Annotated in this window: 16 protein-coding genes and 1 tRNA gene; 4 read left to right on the top strand and 13 right to left on the bottom strand. The window is 28.3% G+C overall.

The window, feature by feature from the left end:
- Positions 1 to 5 precede the first annotated feature (5 nt).
- A complete protein-coding gene (gene aroC, locus JOP69_RS07555; protein WP_203394030.1) occupies positions 6 to 1,070 on the bottom strand; it encodes a chorismate synthase in 1,065 nt (354 codons plus the stop codon).
- A gap of 245 nt (positions 1,071 to 1,315) precedes the next feature.
- On the opposite strand from aroC, the gene JOP69_RS07550 reads away from it, so the two are divergent.
- The 4 genes from JOP69_RS07550 (at position 1,316) to JOP69_RS07540 (ending at position 2,264) form a co-directional block, all read left to right on the top strand.
- Positions 1,316 to 1,400: transfer RNA gene (locus JOP69_RS07550), tRNA-Ser, on the top strand.
- A 198-nt stretch (positions 1,401 to 1,598) separates the two neighbouring features.
- Positions 1,599 to 1,730 (top strand): hypothetical protein, encoded by a 132-nt coding sequence (locus tag JOP69_RS18720; protein WP_284041418.1) that lies wholly within the window; start codon positions 1,599 to 1,601, stop codon positions 1,728 to 1,730.
- 9 nt (positions 1,731 to 1,739) lie between these two features.
- Entirely contained in the window at positions 1,740 to 1,922 is a 183-nt protein-coding gene (locus JOP69_RS18805; RefSeq protein ID WP_203394031.1) for a hypothetical protein, read from the top strand.
- 105 nt (positions 1,923 to 2,027) lie between these two features.
- Positions 2,028 to 2,264 (top strand): hypothetical protein, encoded by a 237-nt coding sequence (locus JOP69_RS07540; RefSeq protein WP_203394032.1) that lies wholly within the window; start codon positions 2,028 to 2,030, stop codon positions 2,262 to 2,264.
- A gap of 135 nt (positions 2,265 to 2,399) precedes the next feature.
- On the opposite strand, the gene JOP69_RS07535 is transcribed toward JOP69_RS07540, so the two are convergent.
- The 12 genes from JOP69_RS07535 to JOP69_RS07480 all read right to left on the bottom strand — a co-directional run bounded on the left by JOP69_RS07535 (position 2,400) and on the right by JOP69_RS07480 (position 20,286).
- Positions 2,400 to 3,647: an McrC family protein gene (locus tag JOP69_RS07535; protein WP_203394033.1), complete on the bottom strand. Its 1,248-nt coding sequence runs from the start codon at positions 3,645 to 3,647 to the stop codon at positions 2,400 to 2,402.
- Positions 3,648 to 3,661: 14 nt separating this feature from the next.
- A complete protein-coding gene (locus JOP69_RS07530) occupies positions 3,662 to 6,586 on the bottom strand; it encodes an McrB family protein (RefSeq protein ID WP_203394034.1) in 2,925 nt (974 codons plus the stop codon).
- Positions 6,587 to 6,622: 36 nt separating this feature from the next.
- A complete protein-coding gene (locus JOP69_RS07525) occupies positions 6,623 to 6,997 on the bottom strand; it encodes a hypothetical protein (RefSeq protein ID WP_203394035.1) in 375 nt (124 codons plus the stop codon).
- 6 nt (positions 6,998 to 7,003) lie between these two features.
- Positions 7,004 to 7,405: a hypothetical protein gene (locus JOP69_RS07520; RefSeq protein ID WP_203394036.1), complete on the bottom strand. Its 402-nt coding sequence runs from the start codon at positions 7,403 to 7,405 to the stop codon at positions 7,004 to 7,006.
- A 107-nt stretch (positions 7,406 to 7,512) separates the two neighbouring features.
- Positions 7,513 to 8,367: a hypothetical protein gene (locus JOP69_RS07515; protein WP_203394037.1), complete on the bottom strand. Its 855-nt coding sequence runs from the start codon at positions 8,365 to 8,367 to the stop codon at positions 7,513 to 7,515.
- Positions 8,368 to 8,387: 20 nt separating this feature from the next.
- Positions 8,388 to 9,521: a PD-(D/E)XK nuclease family protein gene (locus tag JOP69_RS07510; RefSeq protein ID WP_203394038.1), complete on the bottom strand. Its 1,134-nt coding sequence runs from the start codon at positions 9,519 to 9,521 to the stop codon at positions 8,388 to 8,390.
- Positions 9,522 to 9,561: 40 nt separating this feature from the next.
- Positions 9,562 to 10,215, bottom strand: a complete 654-nt coding sequence (locus JOP69_RS07505; RefSeq protein WP_203394039.1) for a hypothetical protein — start codon at positions 10,213 to 10,215, stop codon at positions 9,562 to 9,564.
- Positions 10,205 to 12,856: a P-loop NTPase fold protein gene (locus tag JOP69_RS07500; RefSeq protein WP_203394040.1), complete on the bottom strand. Its 2,652-nt coding sequence runs from the start codon at positions 12,854 to 12,856 to the stop codon at positions 10,205 to 10,207. Before JOP69_RS07500 ends, JOP69_RS07505 begins: the two co-directional genes overlap by 11 nt.
- A gap of 77 nt (positions 12,857 to 12,933) precedes the next feature.
- A complete protein-coding gene (locus JOP69_RS07495; protein ID WP_203394041.1) occupies positions 12,934 to 14,253 on the bottom strand; it encodes a restriction endonuclease subunit S in 1,320 nt (439 codons plus the stop codon).
- Between the two features lies 1 nt (position 14,254).
- The gene (locus JOP69_RS07490; RefSeq protein ID WP_203394042.1) at positions 14,255 to 15,877 is read right to left on the bottom strand and encodes a class I SAM-dependent DNA methyltransferase; all 1,623 of its coding nucleotides are present in this window, start codon (positions 15,875 to 15,877) and stop codon (positions 14,255 to 14,257) included.
- 315 nt (positions 15,878 to 16,192) lie between these two features.
- Positions 16,193 to 17,164 carry a virulence protein RhuM/Fic/DOC family protein gene (rhuM, locus tag JOP69_RS07485; protein ID WP_203394043.1) on the bottom strand — a complete coding sequence of 324 codons (972 nt, stop codon included), beginning with the start codon at positions 17,162 to 17,164 and terminating at the stop codon, positions 16,193 to 16,195.
- Positions 17,165 to 17,217: 53 nt separating this feature from the next.
- A complete protein-coding gene (locus JOP69_RS07480; RefSeq protein ID WP_203394044.1) occupies positions 17,218 to 20,286 on the bottom strand; it encodes a type I restriction endonuclease subunit R in 3,069 nt (1,022 codons plus the stop codon).
- Between the last annotated feature and the right edge of the window lie 43 nt (positions 20,287 to 20,329).

Here is a 20,329-nt window from a genome sequence, read left to right as displayed (position 1 = left end):
AATAATTATAATTTCCTAGATTTATTAATCAACCAAAAATCCGCTAAAACCAAAGCAGTCATTGCTTCTACAATAGGTACAGCTCTAGGTACAACACAAGGATCATGTCTTCCTTTACCTGTAATCTCTGTAATTTCATATTCTGAGTTAATAGTCTGTTGAGAACTCATAATGGTTGCAACAGGCTTAAAAGCGACTCTAAAGTAGATATCCATACCATTACTAATTCCGCCTTGTATACCTCCAGATAAATTAGATTGTGTAGAACCATCTTCGTTAAAGATGTCGTTGTGTTCTGAGCCTTTCATTTTTGCACCACAAAAACCGCTTCCAAATTCAAAACCTTTTACGGCATTTATAGATAACATCGCACTACCTAATTGCGCATGTAATTTTTGAAAAATTGGTTCTCCTAAACCTACAGGTACATTTTGGGCAACACAAGTTACGGTACCACCAATAGTATCTCCTGCTTTTCTGATTTCTTGTATTTTTGTAATCATTTTTTCTGCAGAAACTTCATCCGGACAACGCACAATATTACTTTCAGTTTTAGAAAAATCTAAATCTTGATATGGTTTGTCTATAAAAATATCTCCAACAGAAGATGTAAAAGCATTGATATTCATGCTAGTAATTAGCTGTTTAGCCAAAGCACCAGCAACTACCCAATTGGCCGTTTCACGGGCAGAACTTCTTCCACCACCTCTATAATCTCTATTTCCAAACTTCTTATCATACGTAAAGTCTGCATGAGAAGGTCTGTACACATTGGTATTGTGATTGTAATCTTTAGATTTCTGATTGGTGTTTCTAATAATAAAACCAATAGAAGTACCTGTTGTTTTTCCTTCAAAGATTCCCGAAAGAAATTCAACTGTATCTGGTTCTTTACGCTGAGTAACTATTTTAGATTGCCCAGGTTTACGTCTATCTAACTCATTTTGAATGGCTTCAAAATCGAGCTCTAATCCGGCAGGGAAACCATCTATAACACCACCAATAGCAGTTCCATGAGATTCTCCATACGTTGTTACTTTTAATAAATTTCCAAAGGAATTAAATGACATAATTATATAATTAGAATAATGAATGCAAATATAACAAACTAGGTTGCAAGAATTCTAGATTCAGTAAGTTTTGTAATGATTTCTAAAAAAAATATATTGTTTGTAATACTTGATTTATAAGGAGATAGAGATATGAATGAATGATATTCAAAAATAATTAAAAATAATTCACTTTTTCTTTTTGAAAACTAAAAAATGTTTATATATTTGCAGCCGCATTCAGGGTAAACCTGATGAGACACACTGGAGAAATGGCAGAGCGGTCGAATGCGGTAGTCTTGAAAACTATTGACTGTAACAGGTCCGGGGGTTCGAATCCCTCTTTCTCCGCAAAACCCTTGATAATCAGCTGATTATCAAGGGTTTATTTTTTAAGTTGACAGTTGAGTTGACAGTTCCTTTATTAGCTTCCCTTTATTTTATTATTTATTTTTCCTGTATTTTATCTTTATTCTACTATTTTGTAAAAAAACAATTGATATAAATTATCGTATTGTTTGACTATAACTTTATCTTAAAAAGACACATATGGAAAATCCTTTTGAAATTTTAAATGAAAGATTAGATCGAATTGAGCTTTTATTACTTAAAATAGAATCATATATGGGGTTTAATGAGTTAATTCCTGTTCATTCTAAAGTTATGGATATTACTCAATGATCATCCTATTTGAGTTTATCTAAATCATGTATTTATAAATATACTCATTCTAAAAATATACCTCATTCAAAAAAAGGTAAAAAGTTATATTTTGAAAAGGAATTAATTGATAATGGGGTGCTAGAAAATAAAATACGTACAATGGATGAATTAGAACAAGAAGCCATAAAATATTCTCTAAAAAAAAGATAAATTAATAAGTTTTAGCTAAGTTTATATGATTAAATCAATTGCTAATTTAATCATGTATCAACTATAGTTGGACATTGGTAGCTGAAATAATTAAAAAATTTATAGATGAGTAATTTAAAATACATCTCTGAAAAGTTAAAAAAGAACGAAATAGTTTATTTGCTAAATGAATTTGAAGAAATAGTAATTAAATTAGTACCAATTAAAAACAGCTACAAGTGTATTGCTAAAACTAAAATTATTAAATCTAATGAATATGAAATAGACAAAACCACAAACTTGGCTTTAGAAACAGAAATAGGAGGTAAGATAATTACAAAAAAAGAATATGACGAATATTAATATGAAGAAATAAAGATAGATAGAAGGACGAAAAGCTTTAAAAAACACCTTATTACTTTGATAATATCTACTTGTTTTTTTGAATAGTATTTAAAATCTTTTTACGGGAATTTTTTTAGTTCTCAACGTTTTGGTTTATTCCTCAAAATCCAATAACTTTAAAATATCAGTAGCAATGTTATTTCTAAGATTACCATCATTATCTAAAACAGAAACAAACCCCATTTTACATTGATGATCAATTTCTTTAGGTTCTTCACTATGGATTGAGTAATCATCCGTTAAGTACGATTTAAATTTATTTTCAGATGTTTCTCCAGGATACAATAAAACGGCTTTCTCTGCATCCCAAAAACGACAATAGGCATACATTTGACGTAAATCACTTACAGAAGCAGAACTTTTTTGAGGTCGTTTCCATTTGGTGTCTATAATGTAGGTTTGATTCCCTTTTCTTAAAACAATATCAGGTCTTAAACTATTGGCTCCCCAAAATGATTTTGATTCTTGTCCTGAAACTTTAATATCTGTTCCTTCAGACGCTTTTTGGAGTTGTTTTAAAACATATTCTTCCCAAAGTTGATTCATGTCAAACAATAAAGACAACATTTTTTCTTTTCCGCTCGCAATATCTGGAGAGTAATTTAAAATAATCAATCGTGCTAAAACTAAGGCAGGTTTATAGCTATTCGATTTTCTGTTTAATATAATTGTATTTAACTGTTTTGCGGTAATGGTTTTGGTATCTACTTCAGGAAAACTTAACAGAACTCTATTTGTTGAGTCTTGCAATCTTGTGCCTTTTGTAAATTGACTTACAATAGTTAACGCTTTGTACAATACTTGATGTAAAAAATGGTTGCTATCATACACTTGATGCGTTGTATAAAAACGTTCTTTATGAACGATATTATGTCTTATGTTTCCTGCAAATTCTAGCTTTCCTTTTAGTGCTTTTGTATTTTTAGTTTGTTTTCTATATTGTTTGATGAAACCTTTTCGAACCAAGATTTCTACTTCTTTTAAGTACAATTCAAAATAGATTTCTAATAAATTAAGATGTTGTCTTTTTACATTTGCATCTCCAGAGGAATCTGCTTTAATTTTTCCACAAGCTTTCAGCATTTTTAATAAAACACCTTTCCACTTGTAATCTTCATCATCTTTATCTGCTTTTGGATTAATCTCTATAATCAAACCATCAACCTGAATAACGCCAACATATTGATTAAATCGAATCCCTTTTGCTATAGGTTCAAAATAATTGCCATCATGGTATTCGTTTAGTTTTAAAAGCGCATCTAAATGCGTTTGTTTAAAACCTTGTGTACCAATGTATAATTTTTGGTGTTCGAAAACGGATATTTTATGCTGTTTTACCAATGCTATTCAGAAATTTATTTTTTACCTAACAACTCTAAAACGGCATCAATAACCGTATCTTCATCAATATGTTTTAGTTCGTAACTAGCGATTTTAAAATCGTTCGCATTGTCATATTTAAAATTAGCAAAATGAATCGTATCATTTTTATTAATTTTCACAAAACCATTCCCAAGTACCAACCCTATTTTTCCATAATCTCCATAAAAATACTCTTGTAATAAAGGCATAATTTTATTGTTAAAAGCATTGGCTAATTTTTCTAATGTATCTACATTTACAAAGTAAGAGTGACCAATGGTATGATCTCTATCGATTAATAATTCTATTCGTTGATTTATCTTTTCTAAAACGTCAGAAAGTTTTATTCCTTCTACTTCTTCATTTTCAATAACAGCATAATCTGGCATCATTTCTTTAAACTCAAAACGACGACGTAAAGCCGTGTCTAAAGCCTCAACACTTCTATCTGCTGTATTCATAGTTCCATAGATGTCAATATTAGAAGGTACGCTGAATACTGTTTTAGAGTAGGGGAGTTTAATGCTTATTTCGTTTTTGGCATCTTTACGTTTGTCTATTTCTATTAATGTAATGAGCTCGCCAAAAATAGCAGAAACATTTCCTCTATTTATTTCGTCTATAAAAATTGCATATCTATTATTAGGATCATTTTTTGCTCGTAAACATAATTTTTTAAAAACACCATCTTCAATTGCATATCCTAAATCTTTCGATTCTTCTCCTTCTTCTGGTGAAATTGGTTTAATCCCTTCAATAAAATCTTCGTAAGCAAAAGATTGATGAAAGGTTACAAAGTCGTAGTTTTTGATAATTGTATCAGGATTTGGACTATAATTATCTACTGAATCCTTTAAATCATATAATTCAGGAACTAATTCTTGAACTTCCTCTTCTAATATTTCCCAAAAAGAGTCTTTTGTTTTATTAAAAAGCAAAGGTTGTTGTCTGCTGGATACATTTACAAATTCACATTCATTTATTGTGTGGCTTTGTAACTGACCCCATAGTGTTGGTCTAATTGTCTTGGAATTAGATAAACTTGCTTTCTTTTGAATCCATTCATGCTCAAAAATACCAGATACTTTAGACTTTCCTAAATCTAGTAAAGCAATTGCGATTACTTGCCACCAAGAACAACTACTAATTACTGTTTCAAAATGTTGTTCTTTTGAGATTGAAGTTTGTTTTAATGTATATCTATCAAATAATTGATCTTTTAAATAATACGTTTTTCCTGTTCCTGGAGGTCCGTATAGAATTTGGTTTGTTGGCATTTTATCAAGCATAATATATTGTTCTACTTCCTCTTCTACAGTATCTGATATTGGATTTATTAAATTAGGATGCCTATCTACATACAGCAAAAAATCTTGTACTAACCAGTTTACATCTAATTGTGATAATTTTGATTTATGCAATTCTTTACTAATAAATTCAGTAATCTTTTCATCCTCTAATAAAAAAGAGCATATTTCCTGCATTGGTTTTTGCATAGCAATCACAAAATCAATTTTACTATGCTTTAATTTTATTGAAAACACTTCTTTAATAATATCAGCAAAAGATGTTCTGCTTGCAGGAAAAACAGTGTCAGGAGCTAAAACAGACATCCAACAAGACAAAATAGGAAAACTCATATTACGAGCTGAATAATCTATGTTTTCTAACGCAATACCATTATAAAGATCTCTAAAAATTTTAATATCTTCAATTCCAATGTATTTGCTAAGTTTTTCTCGTGCACCTTGTTTTATAAATTGTACGCCTTTAGAATCAGTATAGTTTTCATTCTGAGAAGCCAAACAGAGCTCTAAAATCTCTTCATCTGTTTGTTCTTCAAAAACAACTCTTTTATTTAACCAATTAGCCCATTCAAATTTGTATAATTCTACATATAACCAATTATCATTTAATAAAGCACTTTTATAATCTTGAATTAAACTCCCAATTTTTAAATTAACTTGTTCTTTTTGTGATTTTAATATTTTTAGATCAAATTTTTCTTTCAAAAATTGATAATAATTAGTTTTACCTAATATAGCTCTTGGTCTATGATTGCTTTCTCTATCACTAAATTTAAAGAATTCACTTTGTTCATTTTGATATGCAGCAGTATCAATGACTTCTATAATTTTTTTATAATTAAATTTTGAAACTTCAAAAATATCAAAATCAAAATAAGTGTTATATGTATCTAAATATTTACTTAGTTTTTCTTTATCGTTGCTGAAATAATTAGATTTTGGTTTATTTAAAAGCCAAATAATAAATTCATCTTTTAAGTTCATTACTTTTTCAATGTTATTTCTTAAACCTTTATATTTTTCATACCTCTTTTTTAACCTAGAATGCATATTTTCAAATTCTTCACTAGAAATTCTATGCGCTATAAATTCAGGGTTTACTATTTTCTCTTGTTCAATAGAATTATTAATTATTGGTATTATACTGTTTAAATCTTTTTCAATGTCCAAAAGCATGCTTGCTAAATCGGTATAACTTTCCGATCGTTGTTTTGTTACATAGGCAAACATTTTTTTATCTCGAGATCCTTCTCTTTGTAATACAATTTTTTCTTTTATTGGAGTTTCAATAGCTTCAATAAGGTTTAAAGCTGATTGATTTTGAGTATCTTGAGGTGAATTGGTTTGTGTAAACTCAATTTTGTAGGTATAATAATCGTTTTTAGATTCAAAAATTAAATTAATGCAGTCAGAGGATGAGCCTGGGTAAGAAATTGGTAATGTCCAAAAGGTAATTCCAAAATAATTGGACTTTTCTGTTCCTATAAAATAATCTAACTCTGTTCCTTTGGAAGCTTTCTGCCTCAATGAAAACGTAAAACTAGCATCAACTCCATGCTTTTGCATTAGCCAATCATAAACCTGTTTTTCGTAATCTTTATAGATAATCATAATTATATTTTATTTTTTTATCTCCAAATCAATTTCTTATTTCTCAATCAACCCATTCTCCCAAAGTGCCAAAACAACATCCATTTGAGAATTAGATCTTTTATCACCAAGGTTTAATTCAGTCCATAATTCTTTTGGAGTAAATGTTTTATTATCTGCCCATCTTAATATTTCAATAGCTTGTAAAGCATATTCTTTATTCTTAACAGATTTTGTGTAATTCCCTCTTGGAATTCCTTTTACCAAACCTTCTTCGCACAAACCTAAAAAAGTACCTTTCGGGCAACCTTTATCTTGTGAACTTTTTGTTTCGAAAATTTCTTTTGCAGCTCTAGCGTAGATTTCTGGAATAGAATCAGATTGTTTATAATTTTGCGCAGCTTTTAAGGCTGTTAGACCGTATTTATTCATTTCTGTTTAGTAGATTTCCTTAATTTCTCCACCTTTTACTTCATCAAAATTGTTCATTATATCAAAACAGTCAGATTCTATTGATTTCCATTTTTTTCCTGTAAACTTAAAATTATAGTAGAGCTCATTATCTTTCGAGTTATTACAAAGTACAACTTCAAGTCTGTCTCCTTTTTCTAGTTCAATGTTTTTGTCAAATGCATCTGTAGTGTTTAAAGTATCTATTAAAAGAGTTTCATTGACTTCAAAATGGGGTTGTAAATCACTAGGTAATGCAGGTGTTCCCATAACGTTTTCGTTTTTATCCTTATTATATCTGTGTAAAATCCAATAATGATTGAGTTCTTCAATATCTACATTATCATCTATACAAGTACAGAACTTTATTCTATTGATTACTTTACACATATTTTTAGTTACATTTAATGGTCTTAAAAGCCGTTTGATAATTTGATTTTTTCTTATGAAAAAAGTTAAACTTTAAATCCCCCTTCTTTTTTAATAATTATAGTTTTTTATTGACTTCTTATTTCTGCAAATTCAAACGAAAACTTATACTTAGAGCAATCTAAAATAATGGAATCTTCAGTTTTATGTTTTATTAAATACCGCTCTTTAAAGTTGTCTAACTTTTTAGAATAATCATTAAAAACATATCTGATGTCTTTATATTTAAGTTGCCATTCTAAAATATCTATTTCATTAGAAATATCTATTTTTTTATAATCGGAAACTGCTTTTTGAGTTCTTTCAGCGTCTTCTATAATAGTAAGTACAAATAAATTGTCAACCACAAAATTAGAAAAGTCATAATAGAATTTATATTCTAAATACTTTCTTAATGGTATACAATCATAAAGTTCCTTTACCAATTTAAACCAATCTCCATAAATTTCTAATGGAATAATTGTGTTTTTTAAAGCCTCGAATTGTGCATAAAAAGCATCAATTCTGGTGGTAAAAGAAATATACTCATCAGTTGGACTGTAACTTAATTCTTCATCGTTCCAAATGCAAAATAGTATAGGTGTTGTTTCTTCTTTATCTGGTTTAAATTCATAACAATTATAAATATCTATTAAATCTTCATTTTCTTCTTCAAACAAGAATGTTAAAGCGCTTTTATCTGCTGTAATAAATTGATAGCCTTCTAAACCATTGGTTTCAGAATCATCTTCGGAAACTCCTTTTTTTACTTTAGAAAACTCGTTAATATTTACTGCTTTTAATTCAGTAAATATTTCTTCTAACTTTTCTAAAAAAAGATCTTTGGTAATATTCATTATAGAAGTATCATTCTCTAAAACAAGAGATAGCATATCTATATTCATTTCTGAAATATATTTTACAAGCGCTTCTTTTTTTGTCATTTTAAATTAGATAATTATATTTATTCGTTAGTAGCTTTTAAATTCTTTAATTGATTAAGAGCTTTTCTAACAAGTTCTTTAAAACTCTCTAAATCAGAAGGGAAATCTATACAGCTACCATCTGTGTTATAATACTGCCAATTATCCCAATTACTTTCATATTTAAAATGAAGATCACCGAATTTTATTTCGTTTAGGACTTTTGAATCTTCATCCTTACAACATAGATATAAATTTACAGAATCTTCATCCGACCATAATTCAAGCCAATAGGTTTGATCTTTAAAATACAAAGATTTATAATAAGAATTATACGCTTTAGATTTATTTACATCTCCAATAATCAATTGATCATCATTAACAAAACCTTCTACTAAATCAGATTGAATAATGTCAAATTTAGCGATATGCCATTCTTTACTATTTACAATTTTAGAAACTGCCACAAGTTTTTTAAATTCCTCTTGCTTATCAATTAAATCCTTTTGAATTTTTAAAGCTGTTTCCATATACTTGTAATTTTGGATATTATTTTTTAATAGATTAATATATTCTGTAATATAAGAGTATGATTTTTTTATTTTACAGGTTTTTAAGGTTTCAATTAAAAGTGATACATTATAATTAAATAAACAAGTAAAAACGTCATTAGATACATCCTTTTTCGTCTTTATAATATATTGGTCGATATGCATGTAAATAACTTTTTTTACATTATATCCTTCTCGAATAACACCTTCGTAATAATCATTTAATTGATCTGGTTGATCTGGTGCGTAATTAAGTTTGTTTTCTATTATTATTGCGTTTTTACAATTTTCATATTCCCAAGTAATTAATATATCTATTGGTCGTAAATTAGCGTCTTCTGAAATTTTAACTTTTCGTTCTGTGTAAATATTAATATTATCAAATTTAGAAAGATTCTTCGCTTCATCTTTAAGCCCAATATCATTTAAAAATTGGTTTAAAAATAAAACACCATGATTATGGTAGTCATTAGGGTTTAGAAAAGATGCTATAATTTCACTATGTGCTAATTCCTTTTGAGATATTCGATTATATAATGGGTTTAAAATACTGTATGGAATTTCTCCAGTTAAGTTGATCTCTGGTAGATTATTTAATAGATTTATTATACTGGTATTTTGCATTTTTTTTTAGTTACAGCGATTATGTAATTTTTTTGAAGTATCAAAATTCTTGATTAAATAAAAACATTTCAAGCGATTCAGCATCAATTTTATTCTTTATTGCTAGATTATGTATTAGTGCATTATACTTTTCATAATCTTTAAACTTTGAAGAAGGACTAACGCTAACTATATCAAAAATTTCTTTTGGTGTTGTTAATTGTACTAAAGAAGATGCAACTCTTATGTCATATATTAAAGCGTAATTACTTTGATTAGCACCCCTTGTAGCAAAGTATAATACCTTGGTTATGTAACTTACTCCTAATCCTTTAATTTTCTTTAAATCATTAAAGGCTACTTTTAAATTATTCTGATTAACAGCATCTATTGCGCTTTTTATTAAAGCTATATTTGATGGAACTGAAACATAACTATTTGTTCTATGTGTACCATAACCAGTATCTGCAAATCCCCAAATCATTGTTAACATAAACGCTCTTATAGGATCTCCCTTTCCTGAATAATATTCACTATAGGCTTTAATTACTTCTTCACGATTAATTTTTTTGTCTTCAAAGTCAATAATAAGTTTTTTAAAATCAGGTTCTAACTTTACCCATCTGGCACTATCGTATTTAAACTTTGAATTCCTTAAAGGATCTAATTTAGATATGGTAGTAATATATTTTTCTATATTTAATTTATTTCTCATTCCAAATAACAGAGTATTGCTCCCAAGTAAGAGGTTTGTAATTGTTCTTAATAAATTTGTATAGTAATTTTTTCCCCTTTAAGAAACTCTTTTTATCAGGTTCACTTAAATTAAGATTTGACAAATCCATATCTTGAATAAAATGATTAAAATTGTCCCAGCCTTCACTTAAATATAATTTATATAATTCGCCTTTTTGGGGGTTAGCGATTAATTCATTATAAGTGCTTTTTTTAGAAAATATATTTGCTAAAAAGAAACTTGGCTCCCAAAGTTGAAATACAAAGTCGCTTTCTTTTTTTGGTTTTGTCATAAAATCAAAAAGAGCAGTTATTAAATAGTCTTTAAATCTGTTTTTAATATCATCTCGAATTAATTCATTGGCTTCATTTGATAAAACAATAATTCTCCCAATAACGATTTTTCCAATTATAGAAGAATAATAATCAAAGATCAGCTTTACGTTCAATTTTTCAGCTATTAAATCTTCTAGTTTCTTAGATAATAGGCCAATAATTTCATCCGAATTTAGTGGATTGTCGTTATATTTTTGGACTTCCGGTCCATTGTAAAATCCACTCTCTTCTCGTTCAATGTTAATCAGTAAACTTTGTAATATAACATCCAAATAACCAATGAATTTGGATTCTAGTACTGTTGCTATCTCTTTTTTAAACTCAAGTTTATTTTCCTTATATACATTAACGTATCCATCATTTAAAATTTTTACAATTCTCTGATTTACAGAAGCACCTTGATTCATTAAAGTAATGTTTATTGATTCTAATGAATCAATAAATGATTCTTTTGAATTTATAGGATTGTTAAAAATAAATTCTTTTATTTCATTTATTAATTGAGTTTTAGATTTAGAATTTAACTTTGAAACTCTCTCTGCAATACTAAAAATGTTATTTTCATCAAATGCTTCTTGAAGTTCTGAAATAGTAATTTCAGCTCCTAAAATATTATTTCTCAAATAAATATTAGTATAATAAATCTTTGAAATTGAGTTTTGATTTAACTGATAATACCTTTGTGGTTTTTCCGAAAACAGTTTACAAAGAGCTGCATTTATTATTACAATATCGTCGTTAGGATATATTCCTTCTAATATGTTCTTAATTTTAAGTTTTACTTCTTCATCATAACAATAAACATCATTAAATGCTAAATCACCTAAAAATTGAATCTTATTATTCTCAGAATCTAATACACCTTTCTTTAAAAGTTCATCAATTTTATTAAAAACTATATTTGGTAAGTCTCTATATTTATAAATTAAAAGTTTAAATAAAATGTATTCATCAGGAATTACATTTTTTTCAACTTCAGAAAGGGATGCATTAAATTTAAACTCATTAATAAAACGTTTTACATCTCTATAGGTTTTTAAAAAATCTTTGTAACCCAATTTGTTTTTTTCACATACATATAGGTTATCGTTATGTAAATTATCTATAGAAACATCTGATATGTTTAATTGTTTCTCAGTGAATAAATTTTTAAACCCATAATTAAAACCAATTTTATCAGTTTCGGAAATATTAATAGGAAAGGCAATGTCTATTTGTTTTAATAATTCTGTTTCAATTAATTTTTGATCAAATGGCAATAAATTAATCTCTACATTGAAAATTTTATCAATATAATTGTCTTTGGATTTTTCTATAGTTTTAACTACATACTCTCTATCATAACCAGCAATAAAAACAACATTATTAAAGTCTGATAAGGTTCTTATAAGTTTTAAGGAATTTAATATTTCATCCTTCTCAAGCCTATCTAAGTCATCTAATAGAATTACTATTTGTTTATCTATTTTTTTTATGGTGTTATTAATTTTGGTGTGGTATTTTTCTAGAGTACTATTCTCTGAAAGCAGCTCCATACCAACTGAAATTATCTTTTGTAAATCACCACTTGAAAGACTTAAAATAGCAGAAACGTAATTATTAATATCTTCAGAAATTTCTGAAGAATATGGTTTTAAACTTTGCTTTAATTCATCAAAAAAGTTTTCTATTATTGCTGTTGAACCCTTGTTTTTCCAGATATGATACCAGAATAATACGGATTTGTTGTTTGTCTTTTTGAATTCCTTATCAAATCTTTCTAAGAAACTACTCTTTCCATATCCCCAGACAGCATTTATTCCAATACTGAATGCAATATTTGGTTTAAAATCAGTTACAACTTCAACAAGTTTTTGAAGAATTGCTTCATTGTCAATTTCCCCATTATCAAATGCTTTATCTTCAATAAAGAAGTTTGTAACATCATCTGTTTTTCGCCTTTTAATCTTAATGTTTTTATCTAAATTTACAATTAAATTTATAATATGAGCAGCAAATAGGACAAGTATGATATCTGCATATTTAAAATCTGACTTATTAGGAGCAAAATCAATAAACTGCGTATAAATAAATCTTAATAAAATATAAATAATGGTAACATAAAAAACTAAAAAAGTAGTTCTCTTGTTATGTATAAATTTTTTTCTAATTAGTGCTATATAAAGTACAATAAAAAAAAGTGAAATTATCCAATAACCTATTTCGAAAGAATAAGTATTAGTAATAATATGTTTGCCTAATTTTATTAATAAAACACTTATTTTTTCAATAAAAATTAAAGACAATGAGACTGAAAAAATAAATACAATTAAAAATTTTAAGTTATCTTTTATAAATTTTATTCTATATTTAAAAAACTCACTCATCTTTCCCCATATTTAATACTCTCCTCAGCAACCAAACCCAAACGCTCAATTTCTTTTTCTGCACCACCAACTGTAATTTGCCCATTCATTAACATAGGCAATAACCAGTCTCGTAATTCTGAAAGTTTTTGGTTTTCTTTTAAATTATTGTCAATTTTCTGAAAAATAGGATTTACTTTTTTACATAGATTTCTAATAAGATTTTCGTTTGGAATCTCTATTTTTTTCTTTAAAAAAGTACTCTTTTGAAAAAAACCTCTTGCACTTCCATTAGTAGTACTTTCCAATTCTAATATAGTCCTTTTCAATTTTAAATTTAAAAATAGTTGACTATTTGTTTTAGAAACAAATCTCCACATATTCTGATTTTGCAATGCTGGCAATATATTAGAATTTACAATACAATTTTTACCAGTAGAAGCTCCAACCATTACCATTAGAAAATCAAATTGATTTAACTGGTATTTTTCAAACTCTAATGCAAATTCTTTTTCTAGATAATTTATATCATTTAAATTAACATATCCATCTTCAAAATTTTTAGTTCTAATGATTTTAACACCACTCTCCTTGTACCATTCGCTTTTAAATGCATAACCATTAATTATATTACAAATATCATCTAACCTTCCAACTTCCCAATCAACAGGGGTTTCACGTTTCAACTCCTCATTAAAAACCATTTTTCCACCAGAAGATTTATAAGGTTTACCATTGGCATCAGGGAAATCGAATTGTACAAACCAATAATCATACAACGTTTTTGCTATTGCTTCTAATTCTTGGTTTATTTTATTGTTGATTTCTATTTTTTGACTAATCTTGTGGAATAAATCTCCTATTTTTATTTGTTCATTATATTCAGGTAAAACAATATCTAAATATGAAAATATTTGCTCATTAAGACTTGCTCTTAAAGTCATTGTAGCATTATTATTCATCGTTTTTCTAAATAGATAGCTTCTTAGATAAAAAGCCATAAATTTAGCGTAAGTTATATTTTTTTGAGTAGGTCTAAGTCGTTTTAAAAAACCACTATAGGAAGCATTAGGGTAATCTTTTACTGCTACTGAGCTCATACCAAGTTCATCTAATGTTTCACTTGTTCGGGTTAAAAATATATCACCTACTTTAATTGAATAAGTTTCTTTTTCCTTTTCAGAAGTATCCATTAAATCTGGTAATACATCAGGTAGAAAAGTATTATTAAAGACAGTACTAAAAGAAGCAAAAGGCGAACCATGACCTGCTTGTTCTTTCTTTGAAGATATTCCAGAACTCATTTCATAAAGGTCACTAAGTTTATAAGTTTTCATATTACTCATATTTTAAACTTTTCAAACCTTTACTAATTTCCTTTTCCAATATTTTAGATTCAGCAAACAAGGTTTCTAAATTGCTTTCAAAATCGTTCATTTTAGTAGTAAACTCATCCGCAGAAATATCTATGTATTCAATTTTTACTTCAAAATACTGTCCTGCACTTAAACTGTAATTTTTGGCGGTTATATCATCATAAGAAACTACTACAGAAAAATCGTCTTTTATTTCTTTGGCGTTAAAAACATCAATAATTTGTTGTTCTTCAGCATTACTTAAAACGGTTTTTTGATTTTTTCCTTCTTTTACTTTGGTTCCTAAATTAGAAGCATCAATTAAAACGACGTCTTTGGTATTTGCTTTGTCTAAAAACAAAATACTAACGTTGGTACCTGTAGTTGCAAAAATATTAGAAGGCATAGAAACCACACCTGCCAACATTTTACTTTCCACCAATTTTTGTCTAATTTTTTTATCAATACCACTTTGTGCGGTAATAAAACCCGTTGGTACTACAATTGCTGCTTTTCCTTTGGCGGACAAACTGTGCATAATGTGTTGTATAAACAACAAATAAATTGCCATGGAGTCTTTCTTGGTTTTCGGAATGTTTGGTATTCCTGCAAAAAAGCGTTCTTTATTGGCTTTAGAATCTAAAGAGGCGGAGTAATCAGAAAAATCTAATTTAAACGGCGGGTTAGAAACAATATAATCGAAGGTTTGTAATTGTCCGTTTTCTTGTTTGTGCGTTGGGTTAGAAATGGTATTGCCTTGTATAATGTTTTGTATGGAATGTACTAAGTTGTTTAAAATTAGGTTTAAACGCAATAAACCAGAGGATTTCTGGGAAATATCTTGCGAGTAAATAGTACATTTATCTTCGCCAATTTGGTGAGCAATATTCATTAACAACGTACCAGAACCGGCACTTGGGTCGTAACAAGTAGCATTGGTTACGTTTTTGTCTGTTACCAAACAAGCTGCCATAATTTTTGCAACTGCATGTGGTGTAAAATACTCTGCATATTTACCACCACTATTGCTATTGTAATCTTTTATTAAATACTCGAAAATAGTGGCAAAAAAATCGAACTTTTGTTCAAAAATATGCTCGAAACTAAAACCAACCAATTTGTTAACCAATGCTTTGCAAAACGCATCTTTATTATCGGTTACATATTTGCTAATATCATCAAACAAAACCACTTTTTCTCCACCTTGTGTGAGTACCGAGAAAATATCGTTATTTGCTCTGGCAACTTCTAAAAAGGTTTCATCAAAAATTTCCGAGAATTTATCTTTGTTTTGTTGTTCAAACAAACGAGATAGTAAGTTTTTAGGCGCAAATACTGCCGTGTCTTGGCTAATTTGCATCGTTAACATTTCTAAATCGTCTGCGGATAAACTTTTTAAAGCAGCATCAAAATCTTCGGCTTCTGCTAAAGTAGGTTCTAGTTGTTTTAGTTCGTAAACGTATTTGTCGTTTAAGAATTTGTATAAAAATACTTGGGTAATTATTTTAAATTCGTTTCCGTCATTTCCTAAACCATAGTTTGCACAAACGCTTTTTAGATCGTCTATTAATGCTTTGGTTTTGGTTTCAAAATTTTGTGTTGTCATACTATTTTAGCTGATATTTTATTTTTAAAGTTCTCGACTGCGCTCGAACGGACATTTGTAATTATTTAATTGATTTTATTTCTATAATTGCTAATGTAAATTTATGATTGTATTTTAAAATTAGAAACATCTCGATACAATTTTGCGAAAAGCAAAATCACTCGATGTGACAGTGTAAAAACTATAAAAGAGAATCCTTTCTGTCAGTTCGAGTGAAATTTCTTTTTCAGAAATTTTGTATCGAGAACCTTTTAATTATCTTATTTTTTGTACTACATTTTCTTTCATAATTCGTAATTGATAATTCGTAATTTTTTAATTATTTCTATTCAATACACTTATCACTAATCGTTTTACGGTTTCCATTTCTTCTGGTTTACTAGAAGCAATAAAAAGGGTTAAACTGGCTAAGGTGTCATTACTAATTATGGGTTGATTTTGGTTATTAAATAGTATGTTGTTTTGTTGTAGGAATTTTAAAAAGCAAGCTGCTGCAATCCGTTTGTTTCCATCTACAAAAGAATGATTTTTTACCACCAAATATAAAAGCATTGCAGCTTTTTCTTCAATACTTGGGTAAAAATCGGTGGTACCAAAACCTTTTTCAATCTGTGCAACTGAACTTTGAAAACTTTGGTCTTTTTCTTTACCAAAAACATCAGAATCAAATTCAGTAAGCATTTGATTGATTAATTTTTGATAGTCTGTAATACTTGGATACTCTGCTTCTTTTGTTGTGAGTCCTTTTGCATCTAGTTCTTCGTGGTCATAATCATCTAACAAACTTAATCCTTTTGCAAAAACAGGTAGCCAATGGTTGTCTGCTGTTTTTTCTTCTATAACTCTGCTTAAAATGGTGATACCATCTTTTAAAATTTGTACTTCTTGTTCTTTTTGTGCTAAACGTTTTTCGTTTATTGTATATCCTTTAACTAAATGCTCTTTTAAGGTTTGGGTTGCCCATTTCCTGAATTTTGTAGCTTGTAAGGATTTTACTCGGTAGCCAACAGATATGATAACATCTAAATTATAATATTTTACATCTTTAGATTGTTGTTTACCTTCTATAGCACCATGTTTAGTGGTATGTGCAAAATTTGCACATACCACTTTTTCGTCCAACTCTTGTTCTTTAAATATATTACGAATATGTCTTCCTATAACAGTTCTATCCCTTTCGAATAAAATAGCTAATTGCTCTTGGTTAAGCCAAACAGTTTCCTTTTCAAATTGAATATTTACTTCAATTTGATTGTTGCTAGATTCGTATATAATTATTTCGTTCATTTTATTTATTTTGAACTACCGCGTATTTTTCGGAAGTTGCTTTTTATATTCTATTAAGCAACATTTCCATTATATTCGTTGATGTATTCTTTTACTAAAATATTATTTATGCGTTTTACATCGGTTGCATTGATGTTGATGTTTTGTTTGTTTTTAAATTGATTAATCACCAAACGCATCATCATTTTTTCTACATAACGCTCGTTTTCTAATATTTTTGCATTTTGTAAAATCTCATTATCTACTTCTGTTTTTAATCCTTTTAAGGCTTCAAATAATTTACGTTCGTTATCTGTTAACGGGTTTTTCTCTAGCAATCTTTTATGGATTCGTGTATACTTTTCATCATAATCATACTTAGCTCTCAATAGCTGATTTTCTCTTTCTAGTTTTTTTGCTTTGGTGTAAATTTCATTTAAGGCTTTTATATTGGCTTCCATTTCTTCTTTAGAAACCTCACTTAAATTTTTCTTTTTAAACAAACGTTCTAATTCTTCTCTTAAAGAAACAAACACAGGGTCTTTCTGGTCGAAATTACCACCTAACATTTCTCTTGTTTTTTGTAAAGTGTCTTTTAGTTCATCTGCCAACACCATTTCTTCTTCTTTTATTTTTGTAAAAGCAAAAATGACATCTTCTAAAGCAGTATTTAAAATATTGTTAGTTTCTAAATTGGTTTCTAAAGCTATTTTTGTGTTGATAAGTGCTAGTCTATCGTTGGTCATTCTAGATAAAATAACAAGTTTCCTAAAGTCTAACTGTTCTAATAATTCAAAATTACCAGATAAACGAATTAGGTTATACAATTCTTTAGAGTTGTTTAAAACTTTAGCAATTTGTCTTATTTCTGTGCGATCGTTTATTTCTGAAATTTGCTGACTAAATACTTCTGCATTTATAGTGTCAAATTTAAAAAGGATATCTTTTATCTCTTCAATCTCTTTTTTTATTTCTTCCGCAGATTTAAATAAATTGGAATAATGTTCCATTTCATCACCTAACTCAGATTGCAACTCGTTAAAATAATCTTGATTTGTTTTATCGAATTCTTTCTGAATATCAGCAAAATCGACTACAAAACCATATTTGTGATTTTTGTAGGTTCTGTTAACTCTAGTAAGTGTTTGTAATAAATTGTGCGATTTTATTTTACGACCAATGTATAATTTCTTTAAGCGTTTTGCATCAAAACCAGTGAGTAGCATATTATACACAAATAGTAAATCGATATTGCCTGCTTTGTAATCTGCAACCCAATCATTTCTATCTTGTTTTGTACCAACGTCGTGCAAAATTACTTGTGCTTTTTTTACTTTGCTTTTTTCTAATTTTTGATTTCCATAATGTTCAGGATCTTCGGCTGCTTGTGAAAAATAAGAAGCTTCATTTACAGCATATTTATCTTGAAATATTTCAAACATCATTTTTGCTTGGTCAGAAGAATCGCAAACGACCATTCCGCCAATAGAAGTATCATCCATAGCAATTCTTGCTTGCTCCATATCCTGTACAATATAGTTTAGCATTGGTTCTACAAATTTATGATGTGCAAAGATTTTCTTTTTATCAGCATCACCTTCTAAAACTTTAATTTTCTCTAAAGTTTCTTGTAACGTCAGTTTGAATTTGGTTTCTATTTCTTCACGAATTAAACGTAAAGTATAGCCATCTTTAATAGATAAATTGTAATAGTATTTATGAATATAATCGCCAAACAAGGTTTTAGAATTGTATTCTTTTCCTAAAAGTGGCGTTCCTGTCAATCCTATTTTTATAGAATGCTTGTCGGCTAATTCTAAATTGGCTAAGAAACTCCCTTTTGGATTGTAACTTCGGTGTACTTCATCTAAAAAGAAAACACGTTGCACGCTTAAATTATAATCGTTGTTTTTAATAACATCAGGATCGTCTTTAAACTTCTGAATATTTACAACCGTAATTTCTGCATTACCAGAACTGTTGTGTATTACATTGGTAGATTTAATATCTCTTGTAAATTCTTCTCTAGAATTTACTTTGTGAACTATTAATCCACGAGCATTAAATTCTTTTGCTGCCTGGTTTAATAAATCGATTCTATCTACAATAAAATAGAATTTTGGGATCACATTTTTCTTTTGATAATAATCTGTAAGATGTTTTACGTTAAAGTATGCTAAGGCAGTTTTTCCAGAACCTTGCGTGTGCCAGATAATTCCCTTTTTTATTCCGTTTTCTAATTTATTTTCAATTGCTTTTGTTGCAAAAATCTGCGGATAACGCATTACGTGTTTCTCTAAACCATTTTCTTCTTCTACATAGGCAAAGGCATATTGTAAAATGAATTTTAATCGTTCTTTTTGAAATAGGGAAGTGGCAATAGAGTTTGTAGCAGTAGTAGGTTTTTTATTTAAAGCAAATTCATCAGCATTTTTAATACTGATTAAATTATTGTCTTTTAAAACAATATTTTCTGTTTCATCAGAAATAGGAGACAATAATTTTTCTAAATCAAAGGTTTCTTCTTCTCTAAAATAATTGAAAATGGGTTTTCTGTAATTTGTTGTGCTGTAAAAAGCACCTTCTAACATTTGAGTATCATTATCGCTATACTGCATGTTATTAGAAAAAACCATTAACTGTGTTAAGTTGATGAACTTTCTGAACTTCTTATTTTTAAAACGTCTTTGCATGCGATCATGCTCGTCTTTAATACCATTTCTATTGTTTGGTTTTTTAACTTCGATAAAAACAAGTGGCATTCCGTTTATTAAAATAATAATGTCTGGTCTAAAATTGTCCTCATCTTTTTCATAAGGTAATTCTGTAACTACATGAAAAGTGTTGTTATCAAAATTTTCGAAATCAATCAATTTAATTCCAGATTGATCTATCAGTTTCTTATAAAAAGCTCTCCCTAAATCTTCGTTTTCTAATGATAGAGAAACTTCTGTAAAAACTTTTTCAGCTTCTTTTTGAGAAAGATTTTTATTGATGTTTTTTAGCTGATCATAGAATATGTCAGTAAATATGTTTGTTTCTAAATCCCAACTATTATCCTTCAAGGAAAGATACGTGTATCCTAACTTGATCAGATGTAAAATTGAGGGGATTTTTACTCTTGAATCTTCGTTAAATTTCATAGCATATGAATGGAGGACTAAAGTACTAAAACGAACTGATATA

Origin of the sequence: Polaribacter sp. Q13 (genome assembly GCF_016858305.2) — a bacterium.
In the GTDB taxonomy this organism is placed as follows: domain Bacteria; phylum Bacteroidota; class Bacteroidia; order Flavobacteriales; family Flavobacteriaceae; genus Polaribacter.
This window is presented reverse-complemented; position numbering and strand designations above follow the sequence as displayed.

What these genes read in the sequence shown, in the direction of transcription:
- aroC (WP_203394030.1), bottom strand. Translation starts at nt 1,070, where the DNA reads ATGTCATTTAATTCCTTTGGAAATTTATTAAAAGTAACAACGTATGGA.
- JOP69_RS18720 (WP_284041418.1), top strand. Translation starts at nt 1,599, where the DNA reads ATGGAAAATCCTTTTGAAATTTTAAATGAAAGATTAGATCGAATTGAG.
- JOP69_RS07540 (WP_203394032.1), top strand. Translation starts at nt 2,028, where the DNA reads ATGAGTAATTTAAAATACATCTCTGAAAAGTTAAAAAAGAACGAAATA.
- JOP69_RS07530 (WP_203394034.1), bottom strand. Translation starts at nt 6,586, where the DNA reads ATGATTATCTATAAAGATTACGAAAAACAGGTTTATGATTGGCTAATG.
- JOP69_RS07525 (WP_203394035.1), bottom strand. Translation starts at nt 6,997, where the DNA reads ATGAATAAATACGGTCTAACAGCCTTAAAAGCTGCGCAAAATTATAAA.
- JOP69_RS07520 (WP_203394036.1), bottom strand. Translation starts at nt 7,405, where the DNA reads ATGTGTAAAGTAATCAATAGAATAAAGTTCTGTACTTGTATAGATGAT.
- JOP69_RS07515 (WP_203394037.1), bottom strand. Translation starts at nt 8,367, where the DNA reads ATGACAAAAAAAGAAGCGCTTGTAAAATATATTTCAGAAATGAATATA.
- JOP69_RS07510 (WP_203394038.1), bottom strand. Translation starts at nt 9,521, where the DNA reads ATGCAAAATACCAGTATAATAAATCTATTAAATAATCTACCAGAGATC.
- JOP69_RS07505 (WP_203394039.1), bottom strand. Translation starts at nt 10,215, where the DNA reads ATGAGAAATAAATTAAATATAGAAAAATATATTACTACCATATCTAAA.
- JOP69_RS07495 (WP_203394041.1), bottom strand. Translation starts at nt 14,253, where the DNA reads ATGAAAACTTATAAACTTAGTGACCTTTATGAAATGAGTTCTGGAATA.
- JOP69_RS07490 (WP_203394042.1), bottom strand. Translation starts at nt 15,877, where the DNA reads ATGACAACACAAAATTTTGAAACCAAAACCAAAGCATTAATAGACGAT.
- rhuM (WP_203394043.1), bottom strand. Translation starts at nt 17,164, where the DNA reads ATGAACGAAATAATTATATACGAATCTAGCAACAATCAAATTGAAGTA.
- JOP69_RS07480 (WP_203394044.1), bottom strand. Translation starts at nt 20,286, where the DNA reads ATGAAATTTAACGAAGATTCAAGAGTAAAAATCCCCTCAATTTTACAT.